We start from the raw sequence: 22,611 nt of genomic DNA, 5'->3' as shown, positions 1-22,611 counted from the left end.
CGGAAGATCCGTGTCTGCCGCGGTGCAAACGAAAACGGCGGACCGTGAGACCCGCCGTTTTGTGAGTAGTTTGTGCACTTGAAGGTGGGCACGGCGCAGGGGCGCCTTTGCCCACCCTACGTTTAGTTATCCAGGAACGAGCGCAGCTTCCGCGACCGCGACGGGTGCTTCAGCTTGCGCAGTGCCTTGGCTTCGATCTGGCGGATACGTTCGCGCGTCACCGAGAACTGCTGGCCGACTTCTTCCAGCGTGTGGTCGGTGTTCATGCCGATGCCGAAGCGCATGCGCAGCACGCGCTCTTCGCGTGGCGTGAGCGAGGCGAGCACGCGCGTGGTGGTCTCGCGCAGGTTCGACTGGATCGCCGCATCGATCGGCAGCACCGCATTCTTGTCCTCGATGAAATCGCCGAGATGCGAGTCTTCCTCGTCACCCACCGGGGTTTCGAGCGACAGCGGCTCTTTTGCAATTTTCAGAACCTTGCGGACCTTCTCCAGCGGCATGCCGAGCTTTTCGGCGAGCTCTTCCGGGGTCGGTTCGCGGCCGATCTCGTTGAGCATCTGGCGCGAGGTGCGGACGATCTTGTTGATCGTCTCGATCATGTGCACCGGAATACGGATGGTGCGGGCCTGGTCGGCGATCGAGCGGGTGATCGCCTGACGGATCCACCAGGTGGCATAGGTCGAGAACTTGTAGCCGCGGCGGTATTCGAACTTATCGACCGCCTTCATCAAACCGATATTGCCTTCCTGGATGAGATCGAGGAACTGCAGACCACGGTTGGTGTATTTCTTGGCGATGGAGATCACGAGGCGGAGATTGGCCTCGACCATTTCCTTCTTGGCCTGGCGCGCTTCGCGCTCGCCCTTCTGCACGCCGTGCACGATCTTGCGGAATTCGCCGATCTCGAGGCCGGTCAGTGCGGCAAGCTGCTGGATCTCGCCGCGCAGCTCTTTGATGCGGTCCTTCTCGATGGCGACGAAGTTCTTCCAGCCTTTTGCGGAGAGCTTCGAGACGCGATTGAGCCAGCGCGGATCGAGCTCCGAACCCTGATAGTTGCGCAGGAAGTCTTCGCGGCCGACGCCGTGGCTGTCGCCGAGACGCATCAGGCGGCCTTCGAACGAGACGAGGCGCTTGTTGATGTCGTAGAGCTGCTCGACGAGTGAATCGATACGCGCCTGGTTGAGGCGCAGCGACTTCACCTCGACGACGATTTCGTCCTTGAGCTTCTTGTATTTGCGCTCCTGCGACGGCGACAGCGACGGCCCCTGCGACGAGCTTTCCAGCTGGTTCGCGATGTCCTGTTCCTGCAGCTTGCGCAGCTTCTTGTATTCGGATGCGATCTTGTCGAAGGTCTCGACCACCTTCGGCTTCAGTTCGGCCTCGATGGCGGCAAGCGACATCTGGTTTTCGAACTCGTCGTCGTCCATGTCGCCGTCGGCGGCGCCTTCGGACGTGCTCTCACCGGCAGGCTGCGCCGCGGGCTGCGGACGGCCGCCCTGGGCGGGACGGAACGGCGTCGCCTGTGCAGGCGCCGATGGCGGCGCGGCCACAGCGGTCTCGCCGCCGTCCTCGCCACCTTCGCTGTCGCCGGTCGGGCCTGCGATCAGGGCCGGGTTCACGCCGCCCTTGCCTTCGGGGCCGGCGTAAGTCGCTTCGAGATCGATGATGTCGCGGAGGAAGATCTTGCCTTCGGCAAGTTCGTCGCGCCAGATGATGATGGCCTGGAAGGTCAGCGGGCTTTCGCAGAGGCCTGCGATCATCGCCTCGCGGCCGGCCTCGATGCGCTTGGCGATGGCGATTTCGCCTTCGCGCGACAACAGCTCGACGGTGCCCATCTCGCGCAGATACATGCGCACGGGATCGTCGGTGCGCTCGCCCGGCTCCGACTTCTTGACTTCGGTGACGGCCTTGGAGGTGACTTCGACGAGTTCGTTGTCGGTCTCGTCGTCCTCTTCCTGCTTCTCCTCGTCATCGCTGTCGTCGTTCTCGGCGACATTGATGCCCATCTCGGAGAGCATCGACATGATGTCTTCGATCTGTTCGGGCGAAGTCTGATCGGACGGCAGCACTTCATTGAGCTGATCGAACGTCACGAAGCCGCGCTTCTTGGCGTTCTTGATCATCTTCTTGACGGCAGCGTCGGACAAATCCAGCAAAGGCGACGGCGCGTCTGCAGCATCCTTCTCGGGCGCATCAGCTGCCGCGTCTTTTTCCTTGTCCTTGGTCTGCAGCGTCTTTGCCTTGGTGGCCATTCAATGCTCCTGAAACGCGCTCACGCCGGGGGCGTGTCATTGCCCCGCCATCTCATCTCGTGCCGATCGACTTGCGTTACAAATGACGCACAAAGGGCGGCGCTGGTCTTTCGCCACCCTCATCGTCATACCCGGTTTGTCGAACTCGGCTATTCAATCTCTGCTCAAGGCTTTACCCGTGAAGGGCTTAAGCCCGGATTAACCCTGTTTGTGCCGCCAAACCATGGTTTTGGCGAGTCTTTTTGCCCTTGGCAACCGCTCCGTCCGCAGCAAATGTTGATCACTGGCTGCGCTGGAACCGGCCTGACAACTCGCCAAATCCTTCGATCAGCGCCTCGGTCCCGTCCACCTCGGCAAGCCGTGCCTTCACGTCGCGGAGCCAACCATAATGGGTTTCACTGGCCTCCGCGCCCAAAGCGAGCTCGGCATCCTTCAGCTCCCTAAGTAGTGAATGGTACTGGCGATGCAAGGCGACGAGCTGCATCCAGGTGGCCAAAACATCCTCGCGCGCAGCGCCGGGCTGCGAGGCCCACACCGCCTGGACCGTGATTGCCTGCTCAACCTTTTGTAATTGCTCGGAAAAACCGGCCTTTACCAGGTCTTCACGCATTTCCGCGCTTTGCTCGGCTTCATCACCATGATGATGCTCGTGGGCGAAGGCAGCGATGATCCCTGCACGCAGGCGGTGCATTTCCGGATGCGCCAGTTCGAGGGCCGCGACCTCCTCCAGCCGGTCGTGCAGCAGCCAGGGGTGGTTGATCAGGCTCTGCAGGATCAGCGCCTCGCGCCGCGAAATGGCGCTGCGCTGGCCGCGCATGATTGAGGACGTGGCGAGCTGCGAGCTGACGGCCTGATAGGGCCCGCGGCCCAGAACCTGGCTCGCGGTCGGCGACAGGCCGCGATTGCCGGCACTGATTCGCGGCACGAAGGGCTGTCGCGGGGCGCGCTGGAAGCTGCCCTGCTGGCCACTGCGGTTGTTGCCTCCCCCGCTGCGGGCACCGCCGCCGAACTGGCGGTACAAACGCTCGGCGAGATCCTGGCGGTAGTATTTCTTCACGACATCGTCGCGGATGCCGTTGGAGATCTCACCGATCCGCGCCTCCAGTGCCGCGCGGCGCTCGGGCGTCGTGAAATCGCCGGCAGCGATCTCGCGGGCCCAGATCAGATCCGACAGCGTACCGGCCGCCGCGATGACATCCTCGATGGCGCCGCGGCCGCCGGAGCGGGCCAGATCGTCGGGGTCCTGCCCTTCCGGCAGCAGCGCAAAGCGCAGGCTCTTGCCGGGCTTGAGATGCGGCAGCGCCAGCTCGGCCGCGCGCCATGCCGCCTTCTGGCCGGCGCGATCGCCGTCGAAGCAGAGGATGGGCTCGTCCACCATCTTCCAGAGCAGTTGCAGCTGGTTCTCGGTGAGCGCGGTGCCGAGCGGCGCGACAGCGCCGGCAAAGCCGACGCCGACCATGGCGATGACGTCCACATAGCCTTCGACCACCACGATGGGCGCACCATCATGGGCGGCTTTGCGGGCCATCGGGAAATTGTAGAGATTGTCGCCCTTGTGGAAGAGCGGCGTCTCCGGCGAATTCAGGTATTTCGCCGGCACGTCCTTCTTCAGCGCACGGCCGCCAAAGGCGATGATGCGGCCGCGGGCATCGCTGATGGGAAACATCACGCGATCCCGGAAGCGATCATACGGCACCGGGATATCGTCGCCACCGATCAGCATGCCGGTCTCGACCATGTCGGACACAGGAATGCCGGCGGCGCCGAGATGCTCCTTCAGCGCGAAGCGATCCTCCGGCGCGTAACCCATGCGGAACTGGAGCTGCGTCTGCGGGCCGATGCCGCGATCGGCGAGATAGCCGCGCGCCTGCGCACCATGGCGCGAGGTCAGCGTGTCCTGGAAGAACTTTGCCGCGATCTCCATGACGTCATGCAGCGTCTTGCGACGCTGCTCCTGCCGCGCGGCATCGGGCGTCGCGGCGGGCACTGCCAGGCCGGCCATGGAGGCGAGGCGTTCGACCGCTTCGGGGAAGCTGACGCCCTCGGTCTCCATCACGAAATCAAAAATGTTGCCGTGCTTGCCGGTGGAGAAGTCGTGGTAAAATTGCTTCTGGTCGTTCACCGTGAAGGACGGCGTCTTCTCCTGATGGAACGGCGACAGCCCTTTCCACTCCCGCCCGGCCCTCTTCAGCTTGACGCGCTTGCTCACGACTTCCGAAACCGGAAGCCGGGCGCGCAGTTCTTCGAGAAAGTGGGGCGTGAAACGCATGGTTGCCCATGCATATAGGCGATCATTGCCCAATTGGCATCTATTGGCGAATGGCAACCGCTATTCACAGGGCGATCGACCAAAAGCGCCCTTGAAATCGGCCAAGTTCCGGGCTCAACAGAGCCGATGTTCACGACGTTCCGAGGTGGCCAGACCGGCACGTGGCGGGTGCTCTCCGTCGCGCCCGTGCGCGGCGAGACGCTGCCGCTCATGCCCGCATTGTCCGTCACCCATGCGGACACCATCTCGCTGCCGCCGGCGCCATCGAGCAGTTCATGGCGCCTGATCGGCGTCGCCAGCCATGTCCGCTATGTGGAGCGGCTGGAGAAGATCGCCCTCAACAAGGCGCAGGCCGGCCTCGGCCGCCCCGAAGCGAGTTGCGCCGCGCTGATCCCGATCCGCAAGAACAGCGCGTGGTGGCTGATGAGCCAGAACGAACGGCGACGCATCTTCGAGGACAAGTCGCGCCACATCGCCGACAGCCTGAAATACCTTCCGGCCATCGCGCGGCAGCTTTACCATTCACGCGATCTCGGCGGCCCGTTCGATTTCCTCACCTGGTTCGAATACGCGCCGGCCCATGCGGAGCGGTTTGAGGAACTGGTTGCGATGCTGCGCGAGAGCGAGGAATGGCAGTTCGTGGAGCGCGAGGTCGATGTACGGCTGGTAAAGGTAGTTTGACGAAACGTATATATATCTGTATATACAAAACTCGCGCACCCAGCAATCAACTTTGAATGGCAATAATCTAGATATACGCCCTATAGTTTCTTCGTCGCTGGGGTTATGTGCGATGACGGAGAACCTTTCGTACTTGTTTGCGGACATTCACGACTTCGATTGGGATCCGAAGAAGCGCAAGACGAATCTGACCGATCACAAAATCGACTTTGAGGATGTGTGGCAGATTTTAGAGGGACCTATTTTCACACGGAGATCGGATCGACATGGCGAAGTCAGGTACCAAATCTTCGGTTATCTCGAAGAGCGAGAAATCGCCGTCGCCTGCGCGATCCGCGGCTCGCTCTGTTGGATCATCTCAGCGCGGCGTGCGCGGCGAGATGAACGAAGAAAATATTACACCAGTGTCTAGGTACTCGCCTCGAAAGGGCAAAACCGACTGGGCTGCTCTCGATGCAATGACCGATGAAGAAATCACCGAAGCCGTTCGCAGAGACCCTGACGCTGTGCCGCTCGACCTCGACTGGTCGGATGGCGTGGTCGTAATGCCGATGAAGAAAATTCCGATTTCCATCCGCATCGACGAAGACGTGCTCGCCTTTTTCAAGAACGATGGCGAGGGCTATCAGGGGCGCATGAACGCCGTGCTGCGCTCCTATATGAACCAGACCAAGCCCAAAAAGTGCGTCTGACCAGCGTCTCCATCAGCACGAACATCCGACCTGCATAGCTCCCATCCAGGATGGCGGCTTACGGTACGGCCGGGCATGGGCCATATCGGCTCAAACGCCTCCCGCCTGAAAGTCTCCATGCCCTCCCCTGCCGAACACGACGCCCCTGACCAAGGTCCCGGCGGCTGGCTGATCCTCGCTTTTGCCATCGCCTGCGGCGTCACCGTCGCGAACATCTATTACGCGCAGCCCTTGGTCGGGCCGATCAGCGAGAGTTTTGGCATCGATCTCTCCAGCGCCGGCGTGATGCTGACCATGGTGATGCTGGGCTACGTCGCGGGCCTCATCTTCCTCGTGCCGCTCGGCGATCTCGTCGAGAACAAGACGCTGATCCTGGTCACGCTGGGTGCGCTTATCGTCAGCCTGCTGATCGCGGCCGCGGCGCCATCGGCCGGGATTTTCATTGCGTCGACGCTGCTGGTCGGCCTTACGGCCACGGGCACGCAGATGATCATGCCTGTCGTGGCGCATCTCGCACCCGCCCATCAACGCGGCCATATCGTCGGAACCGTGATGAGTGGGCTGCTGTTCGGCATCCTGCTGTCGCGGCCACTGGCGACCATGGTCGCGGGCTCGTTCGGCTGGCGCGCGGTGTTCGTGATGTCGGCGGCGCTGATGTGCGGCGTGCTGGTGCTGATGGCGTTCGCGCTACCGCGCCGCAAGCCGGAGCACAGCCTGAACTATGCGACGCTGATCCGCTCGCTCGGCCGCCTGATGCTGACCACGCGGGTACTGCAGCAGCGCTCGGCCTATCAATGCCTGCTCTACGGATCGTTCAGCCTGTTCTGGACGGCGATGCCGCTGGTGCTGGAAGAGGCTCCGTTCTCCTTCGGCCATATCGCCATGTCGGCCTTCCTGCTGTCGGGCGCGGGCGGCGCGTTCATCGCGCCCTATGCCGGACGTCTCGCCGATCGCGGCCGCGGCGATCTCGTTACCGTCACGGCGATGACGCTGGTGCTGGTGAGTTTTGTCGTCACCTGGATCGGCGGCCATGCAAGCGGCGGCACGGCGATCGCTTTGTTCGTGATCGCCGGAATCCTGATCGATGCGGGCACGCAGGGCAATGTGGTGGCGGGGCAGCGCGCGATCTATGCACTGGCGGCGGAGACGCGCAGCCGGTTCAACGCGCTGTTCCTCGCCTGCGCATTCTTCGGCGGCGCCGTCGGATCGGCCTTCAGCGGCTTCGCGGTGGCGCGCGGCGGCACGACTATGATCGCGCTGATCGGCATCGGCACATCGCTGCTGGCGCTGGTGCTGTTCGGACTGGAAGTGGCGAGCCGGAAGAAGGCCTGATCGTCAGGGCGCGAGGAAGCGGCCGGATGCGATGCGCTTCGTCTCGATCACCGGGCGATTGTAGATATAGGTCCAGGCCTGCGTGACACTGCCATCGCCTGATGTCACGGGCAGCAGCTCGCGCAGATAGAGCTGCGGTTGCTCCTGCTCCGGGCCAATCCCCTCATAGTCGTCGAGCACCGCGAGCAAGGTGTCGGGATCGCGCATCCGGAACAGGTCGCCATAAACGACATCATCTTCGGCGATCGCATGCAGCAGGCCCGGATAATGCGCGATCATGTAGAGCCTGCCACGGCACGATGCTTCGCCGAGGAAATCAGCGCCAGCGGCCAGCCGTTTCGACATCGGATGATCGAAGCCGCGCATCAGCGTGCCATAGACGAAAATCAATTCCGACATGATGCCCTTCAAACCGTGAAACGCTTAACCCGCAAACAAATAATGCGGGATATTACCGTCAAATGTTGCTGCCCTGAACATTCAAATACCCGATCGCCACGCTATATTGTTTGGGGAATCATGATCGCGATCACGAGACATGCTGTTGGATCACGCTGCCGCCCCTGAACTCAATCTCGATACCGACGAGGTCGATCCCGTTCACGACGTGAATCCGGGTAGCACGTCACCCTTCCTCTTCACCTGCGACCATTACGGCCGCATCATCCCGCGCATACTCGGCGATCTCGGCCTGCCCAGGGATGAACTCACGCGCCATATCGCCTGGGATATCGGCATTGCCGGCGTCGCCGAGCGTGTCGCGGCGGCGATGAACGCGCATCTCATCGCCCAGCGCTATTCGCGCCTGGTGATCGATTGCAACCGGCCACCGAAAGCGGTCAGTTCGATCCCGCTGATCAGCGAAGCCACTACAATTCCCGGCAATGACGGCCTCACGCAGGAGGCCAAGGCACGCCGTCGCGCACTGTTCTTCGATCCCTATCACCGCCGCATCGACGAAGTGATCGACGCACGGCGCGCAGCCGGGCAACCGACGATCCTGGTGTCACTGCACAGTTTCACGCCCGTCTATGCCGGCATCAAGCGCCCCTGGCACATCGGCACGCTGTATCAGCATGATCGCAGACTGCCACCGCTGTTGCTGCAGCACCTGCGTGCCGAGGGCGATCTGGTGGTGGGCGACAACGAGCCTTATGCCGTCTCGGATGCCACCGACTACACGATCCCCGTGCATGGCGAGCGACGCGGCCTGGTGAATACCGGGATCGAGATCCGTCAGGACCTGATCACCGAGGAAAGCGGCCAGGCGGAATGGGCGGAGCGCCTGGTGCGAATTTTCACCGAGATCGAGGCGACGCTGGTGACACCGCGAGCGTCACATCTCTGATCACCACGCTTTGCTGTCACCGCGCCCGCGTCAGCGCGAGCCACACGCCGCCGCCGATCATGAAGCCGCCGGAGATGCGCGACAGCAGCCGTGTACGCCTGGCCGAAAAGAACTTTCGTGCGCGGCCGGCAGCGACGGCATAGACGACATCGGTCACACCTGCCGCCACCATGAAGGTCGCGCCGAGAATGCCGACCTGCAGAAAGTGGTTCTGCTCGAGATTGACGAATTGCGGGATGAAAGCCCCGAAGAACACCAGCACTTTCGGATTGCTGAGCAGCACGCCGAGCCCCTGCAGCAAGAAGCCGCCGCGTGGCGGAAGCGGCGGCGTATCGGTATCGATCCCCTCAATGGGCGCGCGGACGAGCTTGATGCCGAGCCAGACCAGATAGGCGGCGCCAATGAAGCGCACCCAGTCGAACCAATAGCCCATGGTAGCCATCATGGTGGTGAGGCCGAAGCCGACAATGGCGATGACGACGGCAAGACCGATCTGCGTGCCCGCGATCGTCACCAGCGCAGCGCGCGTGCCATAGCGCAGGCCATTGGCGATCACCAGCGTGACATTCGGGCCGGGCAGCAGCGCCAGCGCAATGCAGGCGACCACGAAAGTGAGATAGACTTGCAGGGACATGGGCGTTTCCGTGAGGCGTCTTCTTTGATGAAGCGTATCAGACCTCACAAGTGACGCAAAACGACCTTGCCGGATCGGCCGTCATTTGCTTGCCTGCGCGGATGGCCGAAAGGATGGATGCGATGATCGATACCGCCAAATTCAAACCCGCCATCGTCTACACAATCTATATCGCGTCGACCCCGGAGAAAGTCTGGCAGGCGCTGACATCGGCGGAATTCAGCCGCGCCTATTTCCACGGGTTCGATGTCGTGGTCGAGGACAAGATCGGCGGGGCGTTTCGCGTGCTGATGCCGGATGGCTCGCTGCATATCGGTGGCGAAGTGATCGCGTATGATCCGCCGCGCACGCTCACTGTGACCTTCGATCTGAATTGGCCCGGCCTTGTCGACGCGCTCGGATCGACGCTGGTGACCTACGAGATCGAACAGGCCGGCGAAGCCGTGAAGCTCACGCTCACGCAATCGCAGGACCGCGAACTCAGTGACGACATCCTGTCCGGCGGACGCACCGGCTGGCCGGCGATCCTGTCGAACCTCAAGAGCCTGCTGGAAACCGGCAAGATCGCGAAGATCAAGATGGCGCCGCCGGAGCGCATGCTTGCGGCACTGAAGGCACTGGGGATCAAGCTGCCGGGCGCATGAAGTCGGCGGCCGCACATCCATTCTAAACAAGGCGATCCATCGACCAAGCACCTTGAATTTCACGCCCCGGCATGGTCTTCAGGCGTCTGTTCGGAACGGCGCGATGCGCCTTGCATACCCTTTGCCTACCCCTTGGCTCCCCCTTGGTAGAAGTGATCCATGGCCCGCAGGTTTTCCTCCGCCTATCAGTCGGAGCCGATGTCTATCCTGGCGCTGTGGGCCCGGCGGCTGGCGGTGTTTTCCGCCGTGGCGGCGGTGGTCTCGATCATCATCGTGCGGTTCGGGTTCCTCGAGGTGAAGCCGGCGCTGATGACGTTTGTCGGCGCGCTCGGCCTGGCCGGCCTGTCGATCCTGGTGGCGCTCGCCGGCTTTGCGGCGATCTGGCACAACGGCTCGCGCGGCATGAGCGCCATCCTGGTGGCGCTGCTGCTGGATGCGGTGATCCTCGCTTATCCCGGTTACCTCGCCTGGCAGTATAACAAGCTGCCGAAGATCCACGACATCAGCACCGACCCGATCGATCCGCCGCGCTTCGAGGCGCTGGCGCGGCTGCGCAGCGGAGACGGCACCAATTCCGCCGTCTATGCCGGCCTGTATTCCGCCGAGCAGCAGCGCATCGCGTACCCCGATATCGAGCCCATCGAACTCGAAGTGCCGGTGCAACGCGCCTATGAGGTGACGCTGGCGCTGGTCAACAAGCGCAAGTGGCTGGTGATCGACGAGCGCGCACCGCTGCCGCCGCGCCGAATGGGCCGCATCGAGGCGGTGGCGCGCACGCCGATCATGGGGTTTCGCGAAGACGTCTCGATCCGCTTCGTGGCGGATGGCGAAGGCTCGCGCGTCGATATCCGCTCATCCTCTCGCTATTTCGAAGGCGATTTCGGCAGCAACGCATCGCGCGTGGCGAAGCTGATCGAGGATATCAATACGGCCGTGGACAATGCACCGAAGCAGAAGGCAACCCCGGCGGCAAAGGGGGCGGTGAAGGGGAAGAAGTAGGCGGGGACGTTGCCAAATACCGCTAGCCAATCTAAACAAACAATCTTAGATTGCATTGATGGGGAAGGCTGCGCGGAACGAATTGAAGAAGCTGAAGGCCGGATGGTTTAATTCGGTATCGGTTGGGCTTATATCTGTTGGAGCGGTGGGGCCAATGGTTGCGCGTCTTATTGGAGCCCTCTCCTCTGCCACCGATGTTTCTGTGGTCTCGCTAATTGCGTTGGTTTGCCTGATCGGCAGCATCCTGTTTCATTTGGCCGGAAGGGCCGAAATCAGGGAGTTGGAAGATTGACGCTCCTCGACATCGCCGTAATTCTTTGGCCGCTGATTTGTACGATTCTGATGATCGCAATCGTGCGCTATGAATCTCCCAAACTGCGCGCCGAAACCGCCCGCGCGCGTGAGGCTGAACGAAAAGCCCGCGACCCGGCGCCTCACGCCACGCGATAGCTTCCGCCGATCACCGGATCGCCTTCCGTCAGCACCACGCCACGGGCAACCAGATCTTCCAGATGCGCGAGCACGGAATAGCCGGCAGCGCCTGAGAGGCGTGGATCGAGCCCGATATAGATCGCGCGCACGATGGTCGGGATATCGGCCTCGCCCTTGGCAAGCCGATGCAGGATCGAGGCCTCGCGGGCCTTGCGGTGGCGGATCAGGAAACGGACGAAGCGCTGGGCATCGGGAATGTCCGGGCCGTGGCCGGAGAAATACAGATCCTCGGGCCGCGCGGCGAGTTTCTCCAGCGAGGCCATGTAATCGATCATCGAGCCGTCGGGCGGCGCGACGATGGAGGTGGACCAGCCCATCACGTGATCGGCGACGAACAGATAGTTCTTTTCACGCCAGGAGAATGCCATGTGATTGGCGGTGTGGCCCGGCGTCGCCACGCCCTCCAGCGCCCAGCCATCGCCTTCGATGACGTCGCCGTCGCGCACCAGCACATCCGGCCTGAAGTCACGGTCGGCGCCGGATTCCGGCGAATGCTTCTCGCTCTCGAAACGCGGGCGCGAGGCGCGGTGCGGGCCTTCCGCATAAACGGTGGCGCCGGTGGCGGCCTTGATGCGTTTGGTGTTCGGCGAGTGGTCGCTATGGGTGTGAGTGACGATGATATGCGTCACAGTCTCGCCCTTCACCGCATCGAGCAGCGCCTGCGCATGCGCTTCATTGTCCGGACCGGGATCGATGATCGCGACATTGCCGGTGCCGACGATGTAGCTGTTGGTGCCGGTGAAGGTGAAAGGCGACGGATTGTTGCAGAGGACGCGGCGGACGCCGGGACGCACATGATCGACGACGCCGGGCTGCAGCGGATAGGTGCGGTTGAACGGGATGTCGTCGTTGTCGCTGCTGTCCTTGGCGCTCATGGTCGGTCCTTCCCAGGCGTGTTGTTGCCTTGATGACTAGCAAGACAATGCGCGAAAGCAAACGGTGCAGAAACGCGCCTGCCATGCGCTGAGTATCGCGATGGTACTCTTGTTTTCCCTCCCCCTGGCGGGGTCTGGCGGACGAATTCGTCCGCCATAGGTGGCCGGCCCACTTGGGACGGTCGGGTGGGGGTGCCCCACGGTATGACGTCACGTGGTGCACCCCCACCCGGCGCTACGCGCCACCCTCCCCACAAGGGGGAGGGACACCACAGGCAGCTGCGCAAAGTTACGTGCGCGCAAAAACAGAAATGCCCGGCGCAAGGCCGGGCATTTCGCAAAGCTAACAGAACTTCCGCTCAGCCGAATGCCTGGATGCCGGTGATGGCACGGCCGAGGATCAACGCGTGGACGTCATGCGTGCCCTCATAGGTGTTCACGGTTTCCAAGTTCTGCGCGTGGCGCATGACCTGATATTCGATCTGGATGCCGTTGCCGCCATGCATGTCGCGGGCGACGCGAGCGATGTCGAGGGCCTTGCCGCAATTGTTGCGCTTCACCACCGAGATCATGTCCGGATGGAAATTGCCCTCATCCATCAGGCGGCCGACGCGCAAGCTGCCCTGCAGGCCGAGCGAGATCTCGGTGAGCATGTCGGCGAGCTTCTTCTGCACCAGCTGGGTGGCGGCGAGCGGACGGTTGAACTGCTTGCGGTCCAGCGTGTACTGGCGGGCGCGGGCCATGCAGTCCTCGGCAGCGCCGAGCACGCCCCACGAGATGCCGTAGCGGGCGCGGTTGAGGCAACCGAACGGGCCCTTGAGGCCGGACACGTTGGGCAGCAGGTTCTCTTCCGGAACGATCACGCCATCCATGACGATTTCGCCGGTGATCGAGGCGCGCAAGCTGAGCTTGCCGCCAATCTTCGGCGCCGACAGGCCCTTCATGCCCTTTTCGAGCACGAAGCCGCGGATCTGGTTGTCATGGGCGGCGGACTTCGCCCACACCACGAACACGTCGGCGATCGGGGCGTTCGAGATCCACATCTTCGAGCCGGTCAGCTTGTAGCCGTCCGACACCTTCTCGGCGCGGGTCTTCATGCCGCCGGGATCGGAACCGGCATCGGGCTCGGTCAGGCCGAAGCAGCCGACCCACTCGCCAGTGGCGAGCTTGGGCAGATACTTCTTGCGCTGCTCTTCGCTGCCGTAAGCGTAGATCGGATACATCACCAGTGACGACTGTACCGAGTTCATCGAGCGGTAGCCGGAGTCGACGCGCTCGATTTCACGGGCGATCAGGCCGTAGGCGACATAGCTGGCATTGGCGCAGCCATAGTCTTCCGGCAGCGTCACGCCGATCAGGCCGAGCTCGCCCATCTCGTTGAAGATCTCACGGTCGGTGTGCTCGTTGAGATAAGCATTGGTGACGCGCGGCAGCAGCTTGTCCTGGGCATAAGCGCGCGCGGTGTCGCGGATCATGCGCTCGTCTTCGGTGAGCTGCCCATCGAGCAGGAACGCATCGTCCCACTGAAAATTCGCAGCGGGCTTGTCCTTACCCTTAACGCTCATCGAAGTCCCTTTCACATCGTGATTGATCGGACGCGCGGGCTTTTTGTTTCCTTGCCGGCGCGTGATGTCTCTCACACGAGCCAAAGCCGCCGGAGCGGCTTTGGCCTATGCGGAATGCGGCATTTTAGGTCTTGGACCTTTAGCCTTCAAGCTGTTCGTTGCAGGCGATCTCGATGCCGAAACCCGACAGGCCCTTATAGTCGTGGGCCGACGAGGTGAGATGGCGGATCGAGGTGACGCCGAGATCGCGCAAAATCTGCGCACCGACGCCGATTTCACGCCACTGCCGGTTGCGGTCGGCTTCCGACGATGTGGCGAGCGGCTCGACGGGAACGCCGGCGGCGCCATCGCGCAGATATACCAGCACACCGCTGCCGTTCTTCTTGAAGCGCTCCAGCACGACGTTCATCTTCGCCGGGCCGTTGAACGTATCGCGCGCGATATTCGGCTTGTGGAAGCGCACCAGCACATTCTTGCCGTCGCCGACGCTGCCATAAACGAAGGCGACGTGGTGGATCGGATCGAAGGGCGAACGGTAGGAGTAGCCCTGCAGGGAACCGATCGGGCTATCGGTGGTGAAGGTCGAGACGCGCTCGATCAGCTTCTCGCGCGCCTGACGATACGAGATCATGTCGGCGATGGTGACGTGCTTGAGCTTGTGCTTCGCCGCGAAGTCCACGACCTGCTGGCCTTTCATCACCGAGCCGTCGTCATTCATCAGCTCGCTGATGACGCCGACCGGCGCGAGATTGGACAGTTTGCAGAGATCGACGGCGGCTTCGGTATGGCCGGAGCGCATCAGCACGCCGCCATCCTTGGCGATCAGCGGGAAGATATGGCCGGGGCGCGCGAAGTCGTTGGCGCCGGCATTGGGATTGGTCAGTGCGCGGCAGCAGGAGGCGCGCTCCTCAGCGGAGATGCCGGTGCCGTTGTCCGGCTTGTAGTCGATCGACACCGTGAAGGCGGTGGTGTGATTGCTGTCGTTGTTGACGACCATCGGATCGAGCCGCAGCCGGCGGGCATCCTCGGTGGTGATGGGCGCGCAGACGATGCCGGAGGTGTGGCGGATGATGAAGGCCATCTTCTCGGCATTGCAGAACTGCGCGGCGACGATGAGGTCGCCTTCCCCCTCGCGATCATCGTCATCGGTGACCACGACCATTTCGCCGGCGGCGAAGGCTTGCAGAACGTCAGAAATCGGATCGGCCATCGGGATGCTCTCGCGTTTTGTGACAGGTGATATGGCGCAGAGCGGTGGGCGGTGCAACCCGGGGGAAACGGGGGGCGGTATGCGGGTTCGCAGTGCGGAATGGGCGGAAAGGGAAAAACAAACTACGGCAGCACTTCGCGGCGTTCGGCCAGTTGCGTATCCAGATCCGCGCGCTTGGCCTGCAACAGGCCTTGGTCCACCGCCTCGATGACCTCGTAGAGCGCATGGGCGTCGCTGAGGCGGGTGACGGTGACGTAATCCGCACCGGCGGCGTAGATATCGCCGACATCGCTCAGCATGTCCGCGGTCGAAATGACCTTGGCGGTCGGATTGATCGAACGGACGTGGCGAACCAGTTTCTCGTTATTGGCGCCCTTGAGCAGGGAATCCGGGACGCTGAGGATGATGATCTCGGCATTGCCGACGCCGGCATGGACCAGCGTGTCCACATTGCTGATATCGCCATAGACCACATGCAGTCCGCGCGTGGCCAGGGTCCGGTAAACGTTCGGGTTGAAATCGACCACGCTGATCTGGTCGAGCAGCGACTTGTTCTGCCGCTCGATCTCGCTCAGCAGCGCCGAGGCTGCGCGATAGAAACCCAGGATGACAATGCGGCGGGCCTGGCCGTGGACCTCGACCTGATCGCCCTCGCCGCCCTGCCCGTGATCGAGATCGCGCAGGCCGAAGCGTTTCAGCACCGGGATCGCCCAGCGGGTGATCTGGTCGCTCTGGACCATGGCGAAGGTCGACAGCACCGCAAGGATGACGAAGGCGAAGGACGCCGCGCTCGAACATTCCTTGGTGATGTGATTGGCCGCGATACCGGTCTGCAGCACCACCAGCGAAAATTCGCTGATCTGCGCCAGATTGAGCGCCGGCAGCAGGCTGGCGCGCAGGCCCTGCTTCATCAGATAGAGCGGCACGAAAGTGGTGACGAGGCGGCTGACGACCGTGAAGACCGCAACGAGAAGCGCCAGCTTGATGGTCGCCATATCCGGCACCGGGATGGTCATGCCGACGCCGACGAAGAACAGCGTAATGAAGAAGTCGCGCAGCGTGGTCACCTTGGCGGTGACGTCCAGCGCATAGGGGAACGTCGAAAGCGCGACGCCGGCCACCAGCGATCCCATCTCGCGCGACAGATGCAGGCGCTCGGCGATCTCGCCGATCAGGAAGCACCAGGCGAGCGCACCGAGCAGCACCAGTTCGGGCCGGCGCGCGATCTGATGGAACAGCGGCGGCAGCACATAGCGGCTGAGCGCGAAGGCGATCGCCACCAGCGCGCCGACCCGCAGGAACGACAGCAGCACGACGCCGATCTGCAGATTGTCGAGGCTCGGCTGGATCGCGAGGAACATGATGGCGAAAATGTCCTGGATCACCAGGACACCCAGCGTGATGCGGCCGGGCAGCGTGTCGAGCTCGCGCTTCTCGTACAGCACCTTGACGATCACCACCGTCGAGGACAGCGCGCAGGCCACGGCCAGATACAGCGCATCGAAGCCGCCGCCACCGAGCCTCAACCCTATCGCCATGAAGAAGGCGGCGCCGAATATGCAGCCGGCGACGAGCTGCGCCCCGGCCGCGATCAGGATGACCTTGCCAGCACGGATGATCTTTTTCAGATCGATCTCGAGGCCGATCATGAACAGCATAAAGATCAAGCCGAGCTCGGAGATGGTCGCGACCGACTCGTCCGACTTGACCAGCTTGATGCCGTAAGGTCCGATGATGAAGCCGGCGACCAGATAAGCGAGAATCAGGGGTTGCCGGAAGAAATGCGCCGCCAGCCCGATGGCCCATGCAAACAGGATACATAGGGTAATATCGCGGATAAGGTCGTGCATGCCCCTGCCAAATCTAGCTTTTCGGGCCGCACTGTAATGGTGCAGCGCGTGAGGGCAAAGCAGTAAATCCGGCTAATTCAACTTGAACATGCGGACCGTCCAACGAGGCGGGCTGTCACATAACAAAATGACCGAGGGAGACCACGTCCATGACATCTGCAAAGGCATCTGCGAAGGGATCGGCAAAGTTCGATTACGCACCATTGCTGCCTGCAGGCCTGCCGGCCGCCGCAGCCAGATGGACGGGCCTCGCCAGATACAGTTTCGTCGGCGGTAACAACGATGCCGAACAGGTGCCGGTGGCCGACCTGAAGGCAGCCGCAGAGGCGGCGCTGACCCGCGAGGGGCATACGCTGGCCACTTATGGGCTGGCGAGCGGACCTCAGGGCTATCTCCCCTTGCGCAACTTCATCGCCGACAAGCTGAAGCGCGATGCCGGCATCAATTGTACCTCCGACGAGATCCTGATGGTGTCGGGCTCGCTGCAGGCGCTCGACCTGGTCAACCAGGCGCTGCTCGCCCGCGGCGACACCGTGATCATCGAGCGCGACTGCTATCAGGGCTCGATCAACCGCCTGACCCGGATGGGCGTCAACATCGTCGGCATCCCGCTGGACGATGACGGCATGCGGATGGACGCGCTGGCCGAGGCGCTGGCGGATCTCAAGGCCAAGGGCATCCGGCCGAAATATATCTATACGATCCCGACGGTGCAGAACCCGACCGCCACCATCATGCCCGAGAGCAACCGCCGCATCTTGCTGGAGCTGTCGGCGGAATATGGCGTGCCGGTGTTCGAGGACGACTGCTATGCCGACCTGATCTGGGATCACAAGCGACCGCCGGCGATCCATGCACTGGATACGACCGGCTGCGTGATCCATATCGGCTCGTTCTCGAAGTCGGTCGCCCCTGCCCTGCGGGTCGGCTACATCGTGGCGCCGTGGGAGATCATGTCGCACATGCTGGCGCTGAAGACCGATGCGGGATCGGGCGCGCTGGAGCAGATGGTGCTGGCCGAATACAGCGCCGCGCATTTCGCCGCCCATGTGCCGAAGGCAACGCGCGGGCTGCGCGCCAAGCTCGACACGCTGATGGATGCGCTGAACGAACAGTTCGGCACCGCGGCGGAATTCGAGGAGCCGAAGGGCGGCATCTTCCTGTGGGTGAAACTGCCGGACAATGTGGATGCGATGCAGCTCTATCAGGCGGCGCTGAGGGCGGGCGTGTCGATCAATCCGGGACCGGAATGGTCGGTGGACAAGGCCTATGCGCATAGCCACATCCGCATCTGCTTTGCGAGCCCCTCCCATGAAGAGATCCGCGAGGGCATCGCGGTGCTGGCAGATGTATGCCGCAAGGAATTCGGCGTGCCGGAGCGGATCGCGAATGTGACGCAGGGGTAAAGGATAGCAAGCGCGCTGGTCTTAACCTCTCCCCGCCCTTCTGCGGGGAGAGGTCGCCGCGTCTTCGCGGCGGGTGAGGGGCATGGCACGCGATCAACTACTGACCTCACATCCTCGAATCTCTCTGGCGTCTCGCTAAATTAGCGACTGACACGACGTGCGTGCCACGCCCCTCACCCCGCCCTCTCCCCGTGCAGAACGGGGAGAGGGAGCGAGAGGCCAGCGTTTCAACTACGGCAGCGTTACGATCTCCACCCAGTTCGGATTCTTGCCCATCGGCATGTCCTGCAGCTTGCGCAGCGCGCCGGTCTTCTTGTCGATGGCGTAGCTGGTCATGCTGTTGGACAACTGCCCGACCGCGAGCAGATAACGCCCGGTGGATCGATGGCGAAGCCGCGCGGCTGCTTCTCCGTCGCATAGGAGCCGATCGACGATAGCGCGCCCGTCTTGGCATCGACGCGGAACGCCGCCAGCGTGCTGCTGGTGCGCTCGGACGCATAGAGATACTTGCCGTCCGGCGTCAGGTGGATATCGGCTGCCCACGGCTTGCCTTCAAAACCTTTCGGCAACGCGCTGGCGACCTGGGTTTCCTTCTTCAGTGTTCCTGACTTGGCGTCCCATGGAAACACATAGATCGCGGCATCGAGTTCGTTGAGCAGATAGACGAACTTCTTGTCCGGCGAGAATACGAGATGGCGCGGGCCGCCCTTGGGCTTGACGCTGACGGTCGGCGGCTCGTTGGGCGTGAGCTTGCCGGCCTTCGCATCGAGTTTCTGCTGATAGACGACGTCGCCGCCGAGGCTCGTATGCAGCACATAGCGATTGCTGGGATCGACGATGATGGCATGCGCATTCGGCTGCGTATCGACGATCTGGTTCGCTGCTGCGACGACGCCATTGGGGCCGATCGCATTCACCGTCACCTTGTTGCCGCCATAACTGGCGCCGAACAGGAAGCGGCCGGTGCGATCCACGGAAATATAGGCCATGGAATCGGCCAGCGGCCCCGGCCCGACCAGCTTCAGCTTTCCGGTCTTGGCGTCGATATCGAAGGTGACGGCCGTATAGGGCTCGTTGCGCAAGGCGGCATAGAGCCGATGCTTCTCCGGGCTGATCGCCAGCGGCAGCGAGCCGCCGGGCTTGGCCGGCCCCGGGACCTTCACCGTCTCGACGGCGGCGAGGTCGCCATTCGGCTTCAGTTCGAGAACACTGATGTCCTGGCTTTCGGAATTGCCGACATAGACGAAGGTGGCAGCGCTGGCGGATGACATCAGCGCTCCCCACGCCAGAGCAACTGCCATCCCCATACATACGCGCGATGAGACATTGGACATCGATCCCCCAATCTTGATTTGTAGTTGAGAGAATGATGATCCCGCTGCCCGCAATGTGCAAGCTGCATCGCGGCGAGATCAGAACGCGCCGGCGACCGTCACGCGCAGCGCCAGCGGTTCGACCGGATGCAGGATGCGATCCATGATGCCGGTCTGGCAGACGGCCGCGGGCGCGCTCGGCGCACCGCCGCCGGTGGGGAAACAGGCGGCGAACAGCGAGTCCGTTTTCAGCAGCGAGCCATAGGCATAGGTGATCTGGTCGGACCTGCTGTTGAGGATGTTGAAAGCGTCGAGCTGGACCCGCCAGCCATTGTCGATGCGATAGCCGACCTGACCGTTCAGGAGGCCGGTGGCCGGCGAGATGAAGGCCGCATCCTCGGTGAGTGGGCGCGGACCGAAATAGCGATAGCGCAGCGCACCGAACCAGCCTTTGGCTTCGCCCAGCCGGATGCCGGCGGAGGCGATCATGTTGGGCGCGCCGGGAATGAAGTTGCCGGGCGCGTTGCCAATCTGCGAGGCCGGATAGCCATCGAGCTCGGCATAGGCGGCGGCCTGATCGGCATTGCTGCCGCGGAAGCGCGCGCGGGTCATGGCGAGATCGGCCTCCAGGCTGAGCCACGACACCGGGCGATAGTCGTTGGTCCACTCAAAACCGATGCGGCGGCTTGGGCGGCTGCCTTCGGTGTCGCCGGCATCGCCGACGAACAGGATCTCGGACGCAGACTCCAGCGTGAACAAAGCGATCGAACTGGAGAGGCCGGGAATGAGTTTGGTACGCAGGCCGACTTCGGCGCCGCGGGTCTTCACGAGGAAGGGTGACGCATCCACCGGCGAGCCATCGGAGGGCGACTCCTTGATGGTCACACCGCGGGCGTCATTGCTGTGAAAGCCTTCGCCGGCATTGATGAACAGCTCCGTCTTCGCGAACGGGCCGACGACGAGGCCGGCCTTGGGGCTGCCGATGGTGGCATTCGCCGTGCCGGAATTGGCGGCATTGAACAGCGAATTGACCGAGGCGTTATAATAGTCGCCGCGCCAGCCGACATTGCTGCGCAGCCAGTCGGTCCACCATGTGGTGTTCTGCACGAAGATGCTGGCGCTGGCTTCCTTCACGAGATCGCTGCGCGTCGTGGAGGGGAATTCCCGGCGCACGGTGTTGCCGAGCGCCACGCGGATATCGTCGTAGCGGCTCTGCACGCCGATCTCGGTCTCGGTGCGAAAGCCGCCGACCGTGCCCTTGAATGTGTGCGACGCATTGATGCCGCCGAGCACGCGGTCGTCATATTGATGAAACTGGTCGCCATTGACGGGATCGCTGAGAAAGAACGTGAAGTTGTTCCACAGATTGAGCCTGCTCTTGATGGCGTAGAAATCGAGCTTGCTGGCGCCGGTGCTGTCGCTGTCGCGATAGCGGCCCGAGATCGAGAAGCGCTCGGCATTGCCGCCGTCACTGGGATCGAGCGCGCCATAGAGGCCGATCTGCCCGGAATTGATCGCGCGCAACGGCACCTGATCGGTGGAATTCCAGCGATTGGCATAGGCCATGCCGGTGAGGGAGAAGTTACTCTCCGGCGTGCCCTGGCTATAGCGCACCACCGCATTGAGCTTCTTGAGCTTGTCGGGATCATCCCATGGGCCGTTATAGATTTGGGCCTCGGCGGCGACGAGCAGGTTGCCATCGCCGGCTTTGCCCGATGTCACGCCGAACGCGCGATTGTAGCCAAAGCTGCCGGAGGTGATCGACGCCATGGTTTTTGCCACGCTGTCGATCAGGCTGACATGGATGGCGCCCACCGACGAGAAGTCGCCTTCATCGGCGTAATACGGCCCCTTGCGGACATTGACCACGCTGATCAGCTCCGGGATCAGGAAGTTCATGTCGGCATAGCCCTGGCCGTGGCCATGGGTGCGCATATTCACCGGCATGCCGTCGATGCTGATGGCGAGATCGGTGCCGTGATCGAGATTCACGCCGCGCAGAAAATACTGGTTGGCTTTGCCGTCGCCGGAATGCTGGGTGATGATCAGACCCGGCGCGACTTCGAGCGCTTCAGCCGGACGCGACAACGGACGCGCATTGACCTCGGCGCCACCGATATTCTTTTCACTGGCGGCGCTGACGGGAAGCTGCGCGACATTGGCGGCGGGATTGTTGCTGCCGATGCCGCTTGCGACCGCGACAGGCGCCGCCATGCGCGGCGTCACGCGGCGATGATTGGCCGATGAAGGTTGCCTGGCAGGCGTGGACACCCGCGGCTTCGGCGCATCGACTTCGACGGGAGACAGGATCGTGGCCGGCTGGGCCAGCGAGATCGCGGGCACGGCCAGCATCGCTGCCAGCGCGATTCCAGCCGATAAGAGGAGAGAGCGGTGCATCGGTCGGTCGGCCGGGCTATGCTGTGGTCAATGGGATCACACTGACATGCCAAGTATGATGAAATCAAACATTTATCATACTGCCCCGGGGGATAGATGCAGCGCATTACGATCACGCTCGACGATGATTTGATGGCGGAGCTGGATGCGCTCATCGCCGAGCGCGGCTATCAGAACCGCTCAGAGGCCATCCGCGACCTGACCCGCGCAGGCATGCAGCAGGCCGCACAGGAACAAGGCAAGTCCGGCGATTGCGTCGCGGCGCTGGTCTATGTCTATGACCACGCCCAGCGAGACCTGTCGCGCCGGCTGGTGGACACCTATCACCATCACCACGACCTCTCGCTGGCGACGCTGCATGTGCATCTCGACGGCGACAACTGCATGGAAGTGACGGCACTGCGCGGCTCAGGCCACGAGGTGCAGCATTTCGCGGATCACATCATCGCGGAGCGCGGCGTGAAATACGGCCGCGTGGTGATGATGCCAACGGGGAAGAAGGCAGCGGGAAAACGCAAACCGCATTCGCATAGGTGAAGCGCCGAAGCCAATGGTCTCCCTCCCCGGAGCGAAGCGAATGGGGAGGGTCGGCCGATAGGCCGGGGTGGGGTCTCTCACCACGTGACGTCAGCGTTTGTGGTGGCACCCCACC

Annotated in this window: 20 protein-coding genes and 1 pseudogene; 11 read left to right on the top strand and 10 right to left on the bottom strand. The window is 62.7% G+C overall.

The window, feature by feature from the left end; translation table 11 throughout:
• Positions 1–122 precede the first annotated feature (122 nt).
• Together rpoD and dnaG are read right to left on the bottom strand one after the other, a co-directional pair.
• On the bottom strand, positions 123–2,252 hold the full coding sequence (rpoD, locus tag RPMA_RS06320) for an RNA polymerase sigma factor RpoD (protein ID WP_211912022.1): 2,130 nt from the start codon (positions 2,250–2,252) through the stop codon (positions 123–125).
• 280 nt (positions 2,253–2,532) lie between these two features.
• A complete protein-coding gene (gene dnaG, locus RPMA_RS06315) occupies positions 2,533–4,521 on the bottom strand; it encodes a DNA primase (protein ID WP_211912021.1) in 1,989 nt (662 codons plus the stop codon).
• A 126-nt stretch (positions 4,522–4,647) separates the two neighbouring features.
• On the opposite strand from dnaG, the gene RPMA_RS06310 reads away from it, so the two are divergent.
• The 4 genes from RPMA_RS06310 (at position 4,648) to RPMA_RS06295 (ending at position 7,226) form a co-directional block, all read left to right on the top strand.
• Positions 4,648–5,202: a chlorite dismutase family protein gene (locus RPMA_RS06310; RefSeq protein ID WP_211912020.1), complete on the top strand. Its 555-nt coding sequence runs from the start codon at positions 4,648–4,650 to the stop codon at positions 5,200–5,202.
• Between the two features lie 112 nt (positions 5,203–5,314).
• On the top strand, positions 5,315–5,614 hold the full coding sequence (locus tag RPMA_RS28520; protein ID WP_211912019.1) for a BrnT family toxin: 300 nt from the start codon (positions 5,315–5,317) through the stop codon (positions 5,612–5,614).
• Positions 5,583–5,894, top strand: a complete 312-nt coding sequence (locus RPMA_RS27960; RefSeq protein WP_408056511.1) for a BrnA antitoxin family protein — start codon at positions 5,583–5,585, stop codon at positions 5,892–5,894. The genes RPMA_RS28520 and RPMA_RS27960 overlap by 32 nt, the downstream gene beginning before the upstream one ends.
• Positions 5,895–6,011: 117 nt before the next feature.
• Positions 6,012–7,226 carry an MFS transporter gene (locus RPMA_RS06295; protein WP_211912018.1) on the top strand — a complete coding sequence of 405 codons (1,215 nt, stop codon included), beginning with the start codon at positions 6,012–6,014 and terminating at the stop codon, positions 7,224–7,226.
• Between the two features lie 3 nt (positions 7,227–7,229).
• Here the strand turns inward: RPMA_RS06295 and RPMA_RS06290 are convergent, their stop codons facing one another.
• Positions 7,230–7,625, bottom strand: coding sequence for a gamma-glutamylcyclotransferase family protein (locus RPMA_RS06290; protein WP_408056510.1), 396 nt, complete (start codon positions 7,623–7,625; stop codon positions 7,230–7,232).
• A gap of 139 nt (positions 7,626–7,764) precedes the next feature.
• Between RPMA_RS06290 and RPMA_RS06285 the strand changes: the two genes are divergently transcribed.
• On the top strand, positions 7,765–8,574 hold the full coding sequence (locus RPMA_RS06285) for an N-formylglutamate amidohydrolase (RefSeq protein WP_211912017.1): 810 nt from the start codon (positions 7,765–7,767) through the stop codon (positions 8,572–8,574).
• Between the two features lie 16 nt (positions 8,575–8,590).
• On the opposite strand, the gene RPMA_RS06280 is transcribed toward RPMA_RS06285, so the two are convergent.
• A complete protein-coding gene (locus RPMA_RS06280) occupies positions 8,591–9,208 on the bottom strand; it encodes a LysE family translocator (RefSeq protein ID WP_211912016.1) in 618 nt (205 codons plus the stop codon).
• Between the two features lie 122 nt (positions 9,209–9,330).
• Here RPMA_RS06280 and RPMA_RS06275 point away from each other — a divergent pair, with 122 nt between their 5' ends.
• From RPMA_RS06275 to RPMA_RS06260, 4 genes are all read left to right on the top strand, one after another.
• Positions 9,331–9,852: an SRPBCC family protein gene (locus tag RPMA_RS06275; RefSeq protein WP_408056509.1), complete on the top strand. Its 522-nt coding sequence runs from the start codon at positions 9,331–9,333 to the stop codon at positions 9,850–9,852.
• A 159-nt stretch (positions 9,853–10,011) separates the two neighbouring features.
• A complete protein-coding gene (locus tag RPMA_RS06270; protein WP_211912015.1) occupies positions 10,012–10,851 on the top strand; it encodes a DUF1499 domain-containing protein in 840 nt (279 codons plus the stop codon).
• Between the two features lie 58 nt (positions 10,852–10,909).
• Entirely contained in the window at positions 10,910–11,143 is a 234-nt protein-coding gene (locus RPMA_RS06265) for a hypothetical protein (protein ID WP_211912014.1), read from the top strand.
• Positions 11,140–11,301, top strand: coding sequence for a hypothetical protein (locus RPMA_RS06260; protein ID WP_211912013.1), 162 nt, complete (start codon positions 11,140–11,142; stop codon positions 11,299–11,301). Before RPMA_RS06265 ends, RPMA_RS06260 begins: the two co-directional genes overlap by 4 nt.
• On the opposite strand, the gene RPMA_RS06255 is transcribed toward RPMA_RS06260, so the two are convergent.
• The 4 genes from RPMA_RS06255 to RPMA_RS06240 all read right to left on the bottom strand — a co-directional run bounded on the left by RPMA_RS06255 (position 11,286) and on the right by RPMA_RS06240 (position 16,843).
• Entirely contained in the window at positions 11,286–12,218 is a 933-nt protein-coding gene (locus RPMA_RS06255) for an MBL fold metallo-hydrolase (protein ID WP_211912012.1), read from the bottom strand. The two genes, RPMA_RS06260 and RPMA_RS06255, sit on opposite strands and share 16 nt — an antisense overlap.
• Before the next feature lie 359 nt (positions 12,219–12,577).
• Positions 12,578–13,783: an acyl-CoA dehydrogenase gene (locus RPMA_RS06250; protein WP_211912011.1), complete on the bottom strand. Its 1,206-nt coding sequence runs from the start codon at positions 13,781–13,783 to the stop codon at positions 12,578–12,580.
• 139 nt (positions 13,784–13,922) lie between these two features.
• Entirely contained in the window at positions 13,923–14,993 is a 1,071-nt protein-coding gene (gene ribB / locus RPMA_RS06245) for a 3,4-dihydroxy-2-butanone-4-phosphate synthase (protein ID WP_211912010.1), read from the bottom strand.
• 122 nt (positions 14,994–15,115) lie between these two features.
• Entirely contained in the window at positions 15,116–16,843 is a 1,728-nt protein-coding gene (locus RPMA_RS06240; protein WP_211912009.1) for a cation:proton antiporter, read from the bottom strand.
• A 149-nt stretch (positions 16,844–16,992) separates the two neighbouring features.
• Here RPMA_RS06240 and RPMA_RS06235 point away from each other — a divergent pair, with 149 nt between their 5' ends.
• Positions 16,993–18,249, top strand: coding sequence for an aminotransferase-like domain-containing protein (locus RPMA_RS06235; RefSeq protein WP_211912008.1), 1,257 nt, complete (start codon positions 16,993–16,995; stop codon positions 18,247–18,249).
• 231 nt (positions 18,250–18,480) lie between these two features.
• Here the strand turns inward: RPMA_RS06235 and RPMA_RS06230 are convergent.
• Together RPMA_RS06230 and RPMA_RS06225 are read right to left on the bottom strand one after the other, a co-directional pair.
• Positions 18,481–19,520: pseudogene (locus RPMA_RS06230) on the bottom strand (lactonase family protein).
• Between the two features lie 141 nt (positions 19,521–19,661).
• Positions 19,662–21,959: a TonB-dependent receptor gene (locus RPMA_RS06225; RefSeq protein ID WP_211912007.1), complete on the bottom strand. Its 2,298-nt coding sequence runs from the start codon at positions 21,957–21,959 to the stop codon at positions 19,662–19,664.
• A gap of 96 nt (positions 21,960–22,055) precedes the next feature.
• On the opposite strand from RPMA_RS06225, the gene nikR reads away from it, so the two are divergent.
• Positions 22,056–22,496, top strand: a complete 441-nt coding sequence (gene nikR / locus RPMA_RS06220; protein WP_211912006.1) for a nickel-responsive transcriptional regulator NikR — start codon at positions 22,056–22,058, stop codon at positions 22,494–22,496.
• Positions 22,497–22,611 lie beyond the last annotated feature (115 nt).

It is taken from the genome of Tardiphaga alba, assembly GCF_018279705.1.
GTDB lineage: Bacteria > Pseudomonadota > Alphaproteobacteria > Rhizobiales > Xanthobacteraceae > Tardiphaga > Tardiphaga alba.
Note: the sequence above shows the minus strand (reverse complement) of the source record. Positions and strands in the feature narration are given on the sequence as shown.

Bases quoted from the DNA above. Each gene is read 5' to 3' on its own strand.
- RPMA_RS06265 (WP_211912014.1), top strand. From the start codon at position 10,910: ATGGGGAAGGCTGCGCGGAACGAATTGAAGAAGCTGAAGGCCGGATGG.
- RPMA_RS06225 (WP_211912007.1), bottom strand. From the start codon at position 21,959: ATGCACCGCTCTCTCCTCTTATCGGCTGGAATCGCGCTGGCAGCGATG.
- dnaG (WP_211912021.1), bottom strand. From the start codon at position 4,521: ATGCGTTTCACGCCCCACTTTCTCGAAGAACTGCGCGCCCGGCTTCCG.
- RPMA_RS06270 (WP_211912015.1), top strand. From the start codon at position 10,012: ATGGCCCGCAGGTTTTCCTCCGCCTATCAGTCGGAGCCGATGTCTATC.
- RPMA_RS06285 (WP_211912017.1), top strand. From the start codon at position 7,765: ATGCTGTTGGATCACGCTGCCGCCCCTGAACTCAATCTCGATACCGAC.
- nikR (WP_211912006.1), top strand. From the start codon at position 22,056: ATGCAGCGCATTACGATCACGCTCGACGATGATTTGATGGCGGAGCTG.
- rpoD (WP_211912022.1), bottom strand. From the start codon at position 2,252: ATGGCCACCAAGGCAAAGACGCTGCAGACCAAGGACAAGGAAAAAGAC.
- RPMA_RS06255 (WP_211912012.1), bottom strand. From the start codon at position 12,218: ATGAGCGCCAAGGACAGCAGCGACAACGACGACATCCCGTTCAACCGC.
- RPMA_RS06295 (WP_211912018.1), top strand. From the start codon at position 6,012: ATGCCCTCCCCTGCCGAACACGACGCCCCTGACCAAGGTCCCGGCGGC.
- RPMA_RS28520 (WP_211912019.1), top strand. From the start codon at position 5,315: ATGACGGAGAACCTTTCGTACTTGTTTGCGGACATTCACGACTTCGAT.
- RPMA_RS06240 (WP_211912009.1), bottom strand. From the start codon at position 16,843: ATGCACGACCTTATCCGCGATATTACCCTATGTATCCTGTTTGCATGG.
- RPMA_RS27960 (WP_408056511.1), top strand. From the start codon at position 5,583: ATGAACGAAGAAAATATTACACCAGTGTCTAGGTACTCGCCTCGAAAG.
- RPMA_RS06280 (WP_211912016.1), bottom strand. From the start codon at position 9,208: ATGTCCCTGCAAGTCTATCTCACTTTCGTGGTCGCCTGCATTGCGCTG.
- ribB (WP_211912010.1), bottom strand. From the start codon at position 14,993: ATGGCCGATCCGATTTCTGACGTTCTGCAAGCCTTCGCCGCCGGCGAA.
- RPMA_RS06275 (WP_408056509.1), top strand. From the start codon at position 9,331: ATGATCGATACCGCCAAATTCAAACCCGCCATCGTCTACACAATCTAT.
- RPMA_RS06250 (WP_211912011.1), bottom strand. From the start codon at position 13,783: ATGAGCGTTAAGGGTAAGGACAAGCCCGCTGCGAATTTTCAGTGGGAC.
- RPMA_RS06310 (WP_211912020.1), top strand. From the start codon at position 4,648: ATGTTCACGACGTTCCGAGGTGGCCAGACCGGCACGTGGCGGGTGCTC.
- RPMA_RS06235 (WP_211912008.1), top strand. From the start codon at position 16,993: ATGACATCTGCAAAGGCATCTGCGAAGGGATCGGCAAAGTTCGATTAC.
- RPMA_RS06290 (WP_408056510.1), bottom strand. From the start codon at position 7,625: ATGTCGGAATTGATTTTCGTCTATGGCACGCTGATGCGCGGCTTCGAT.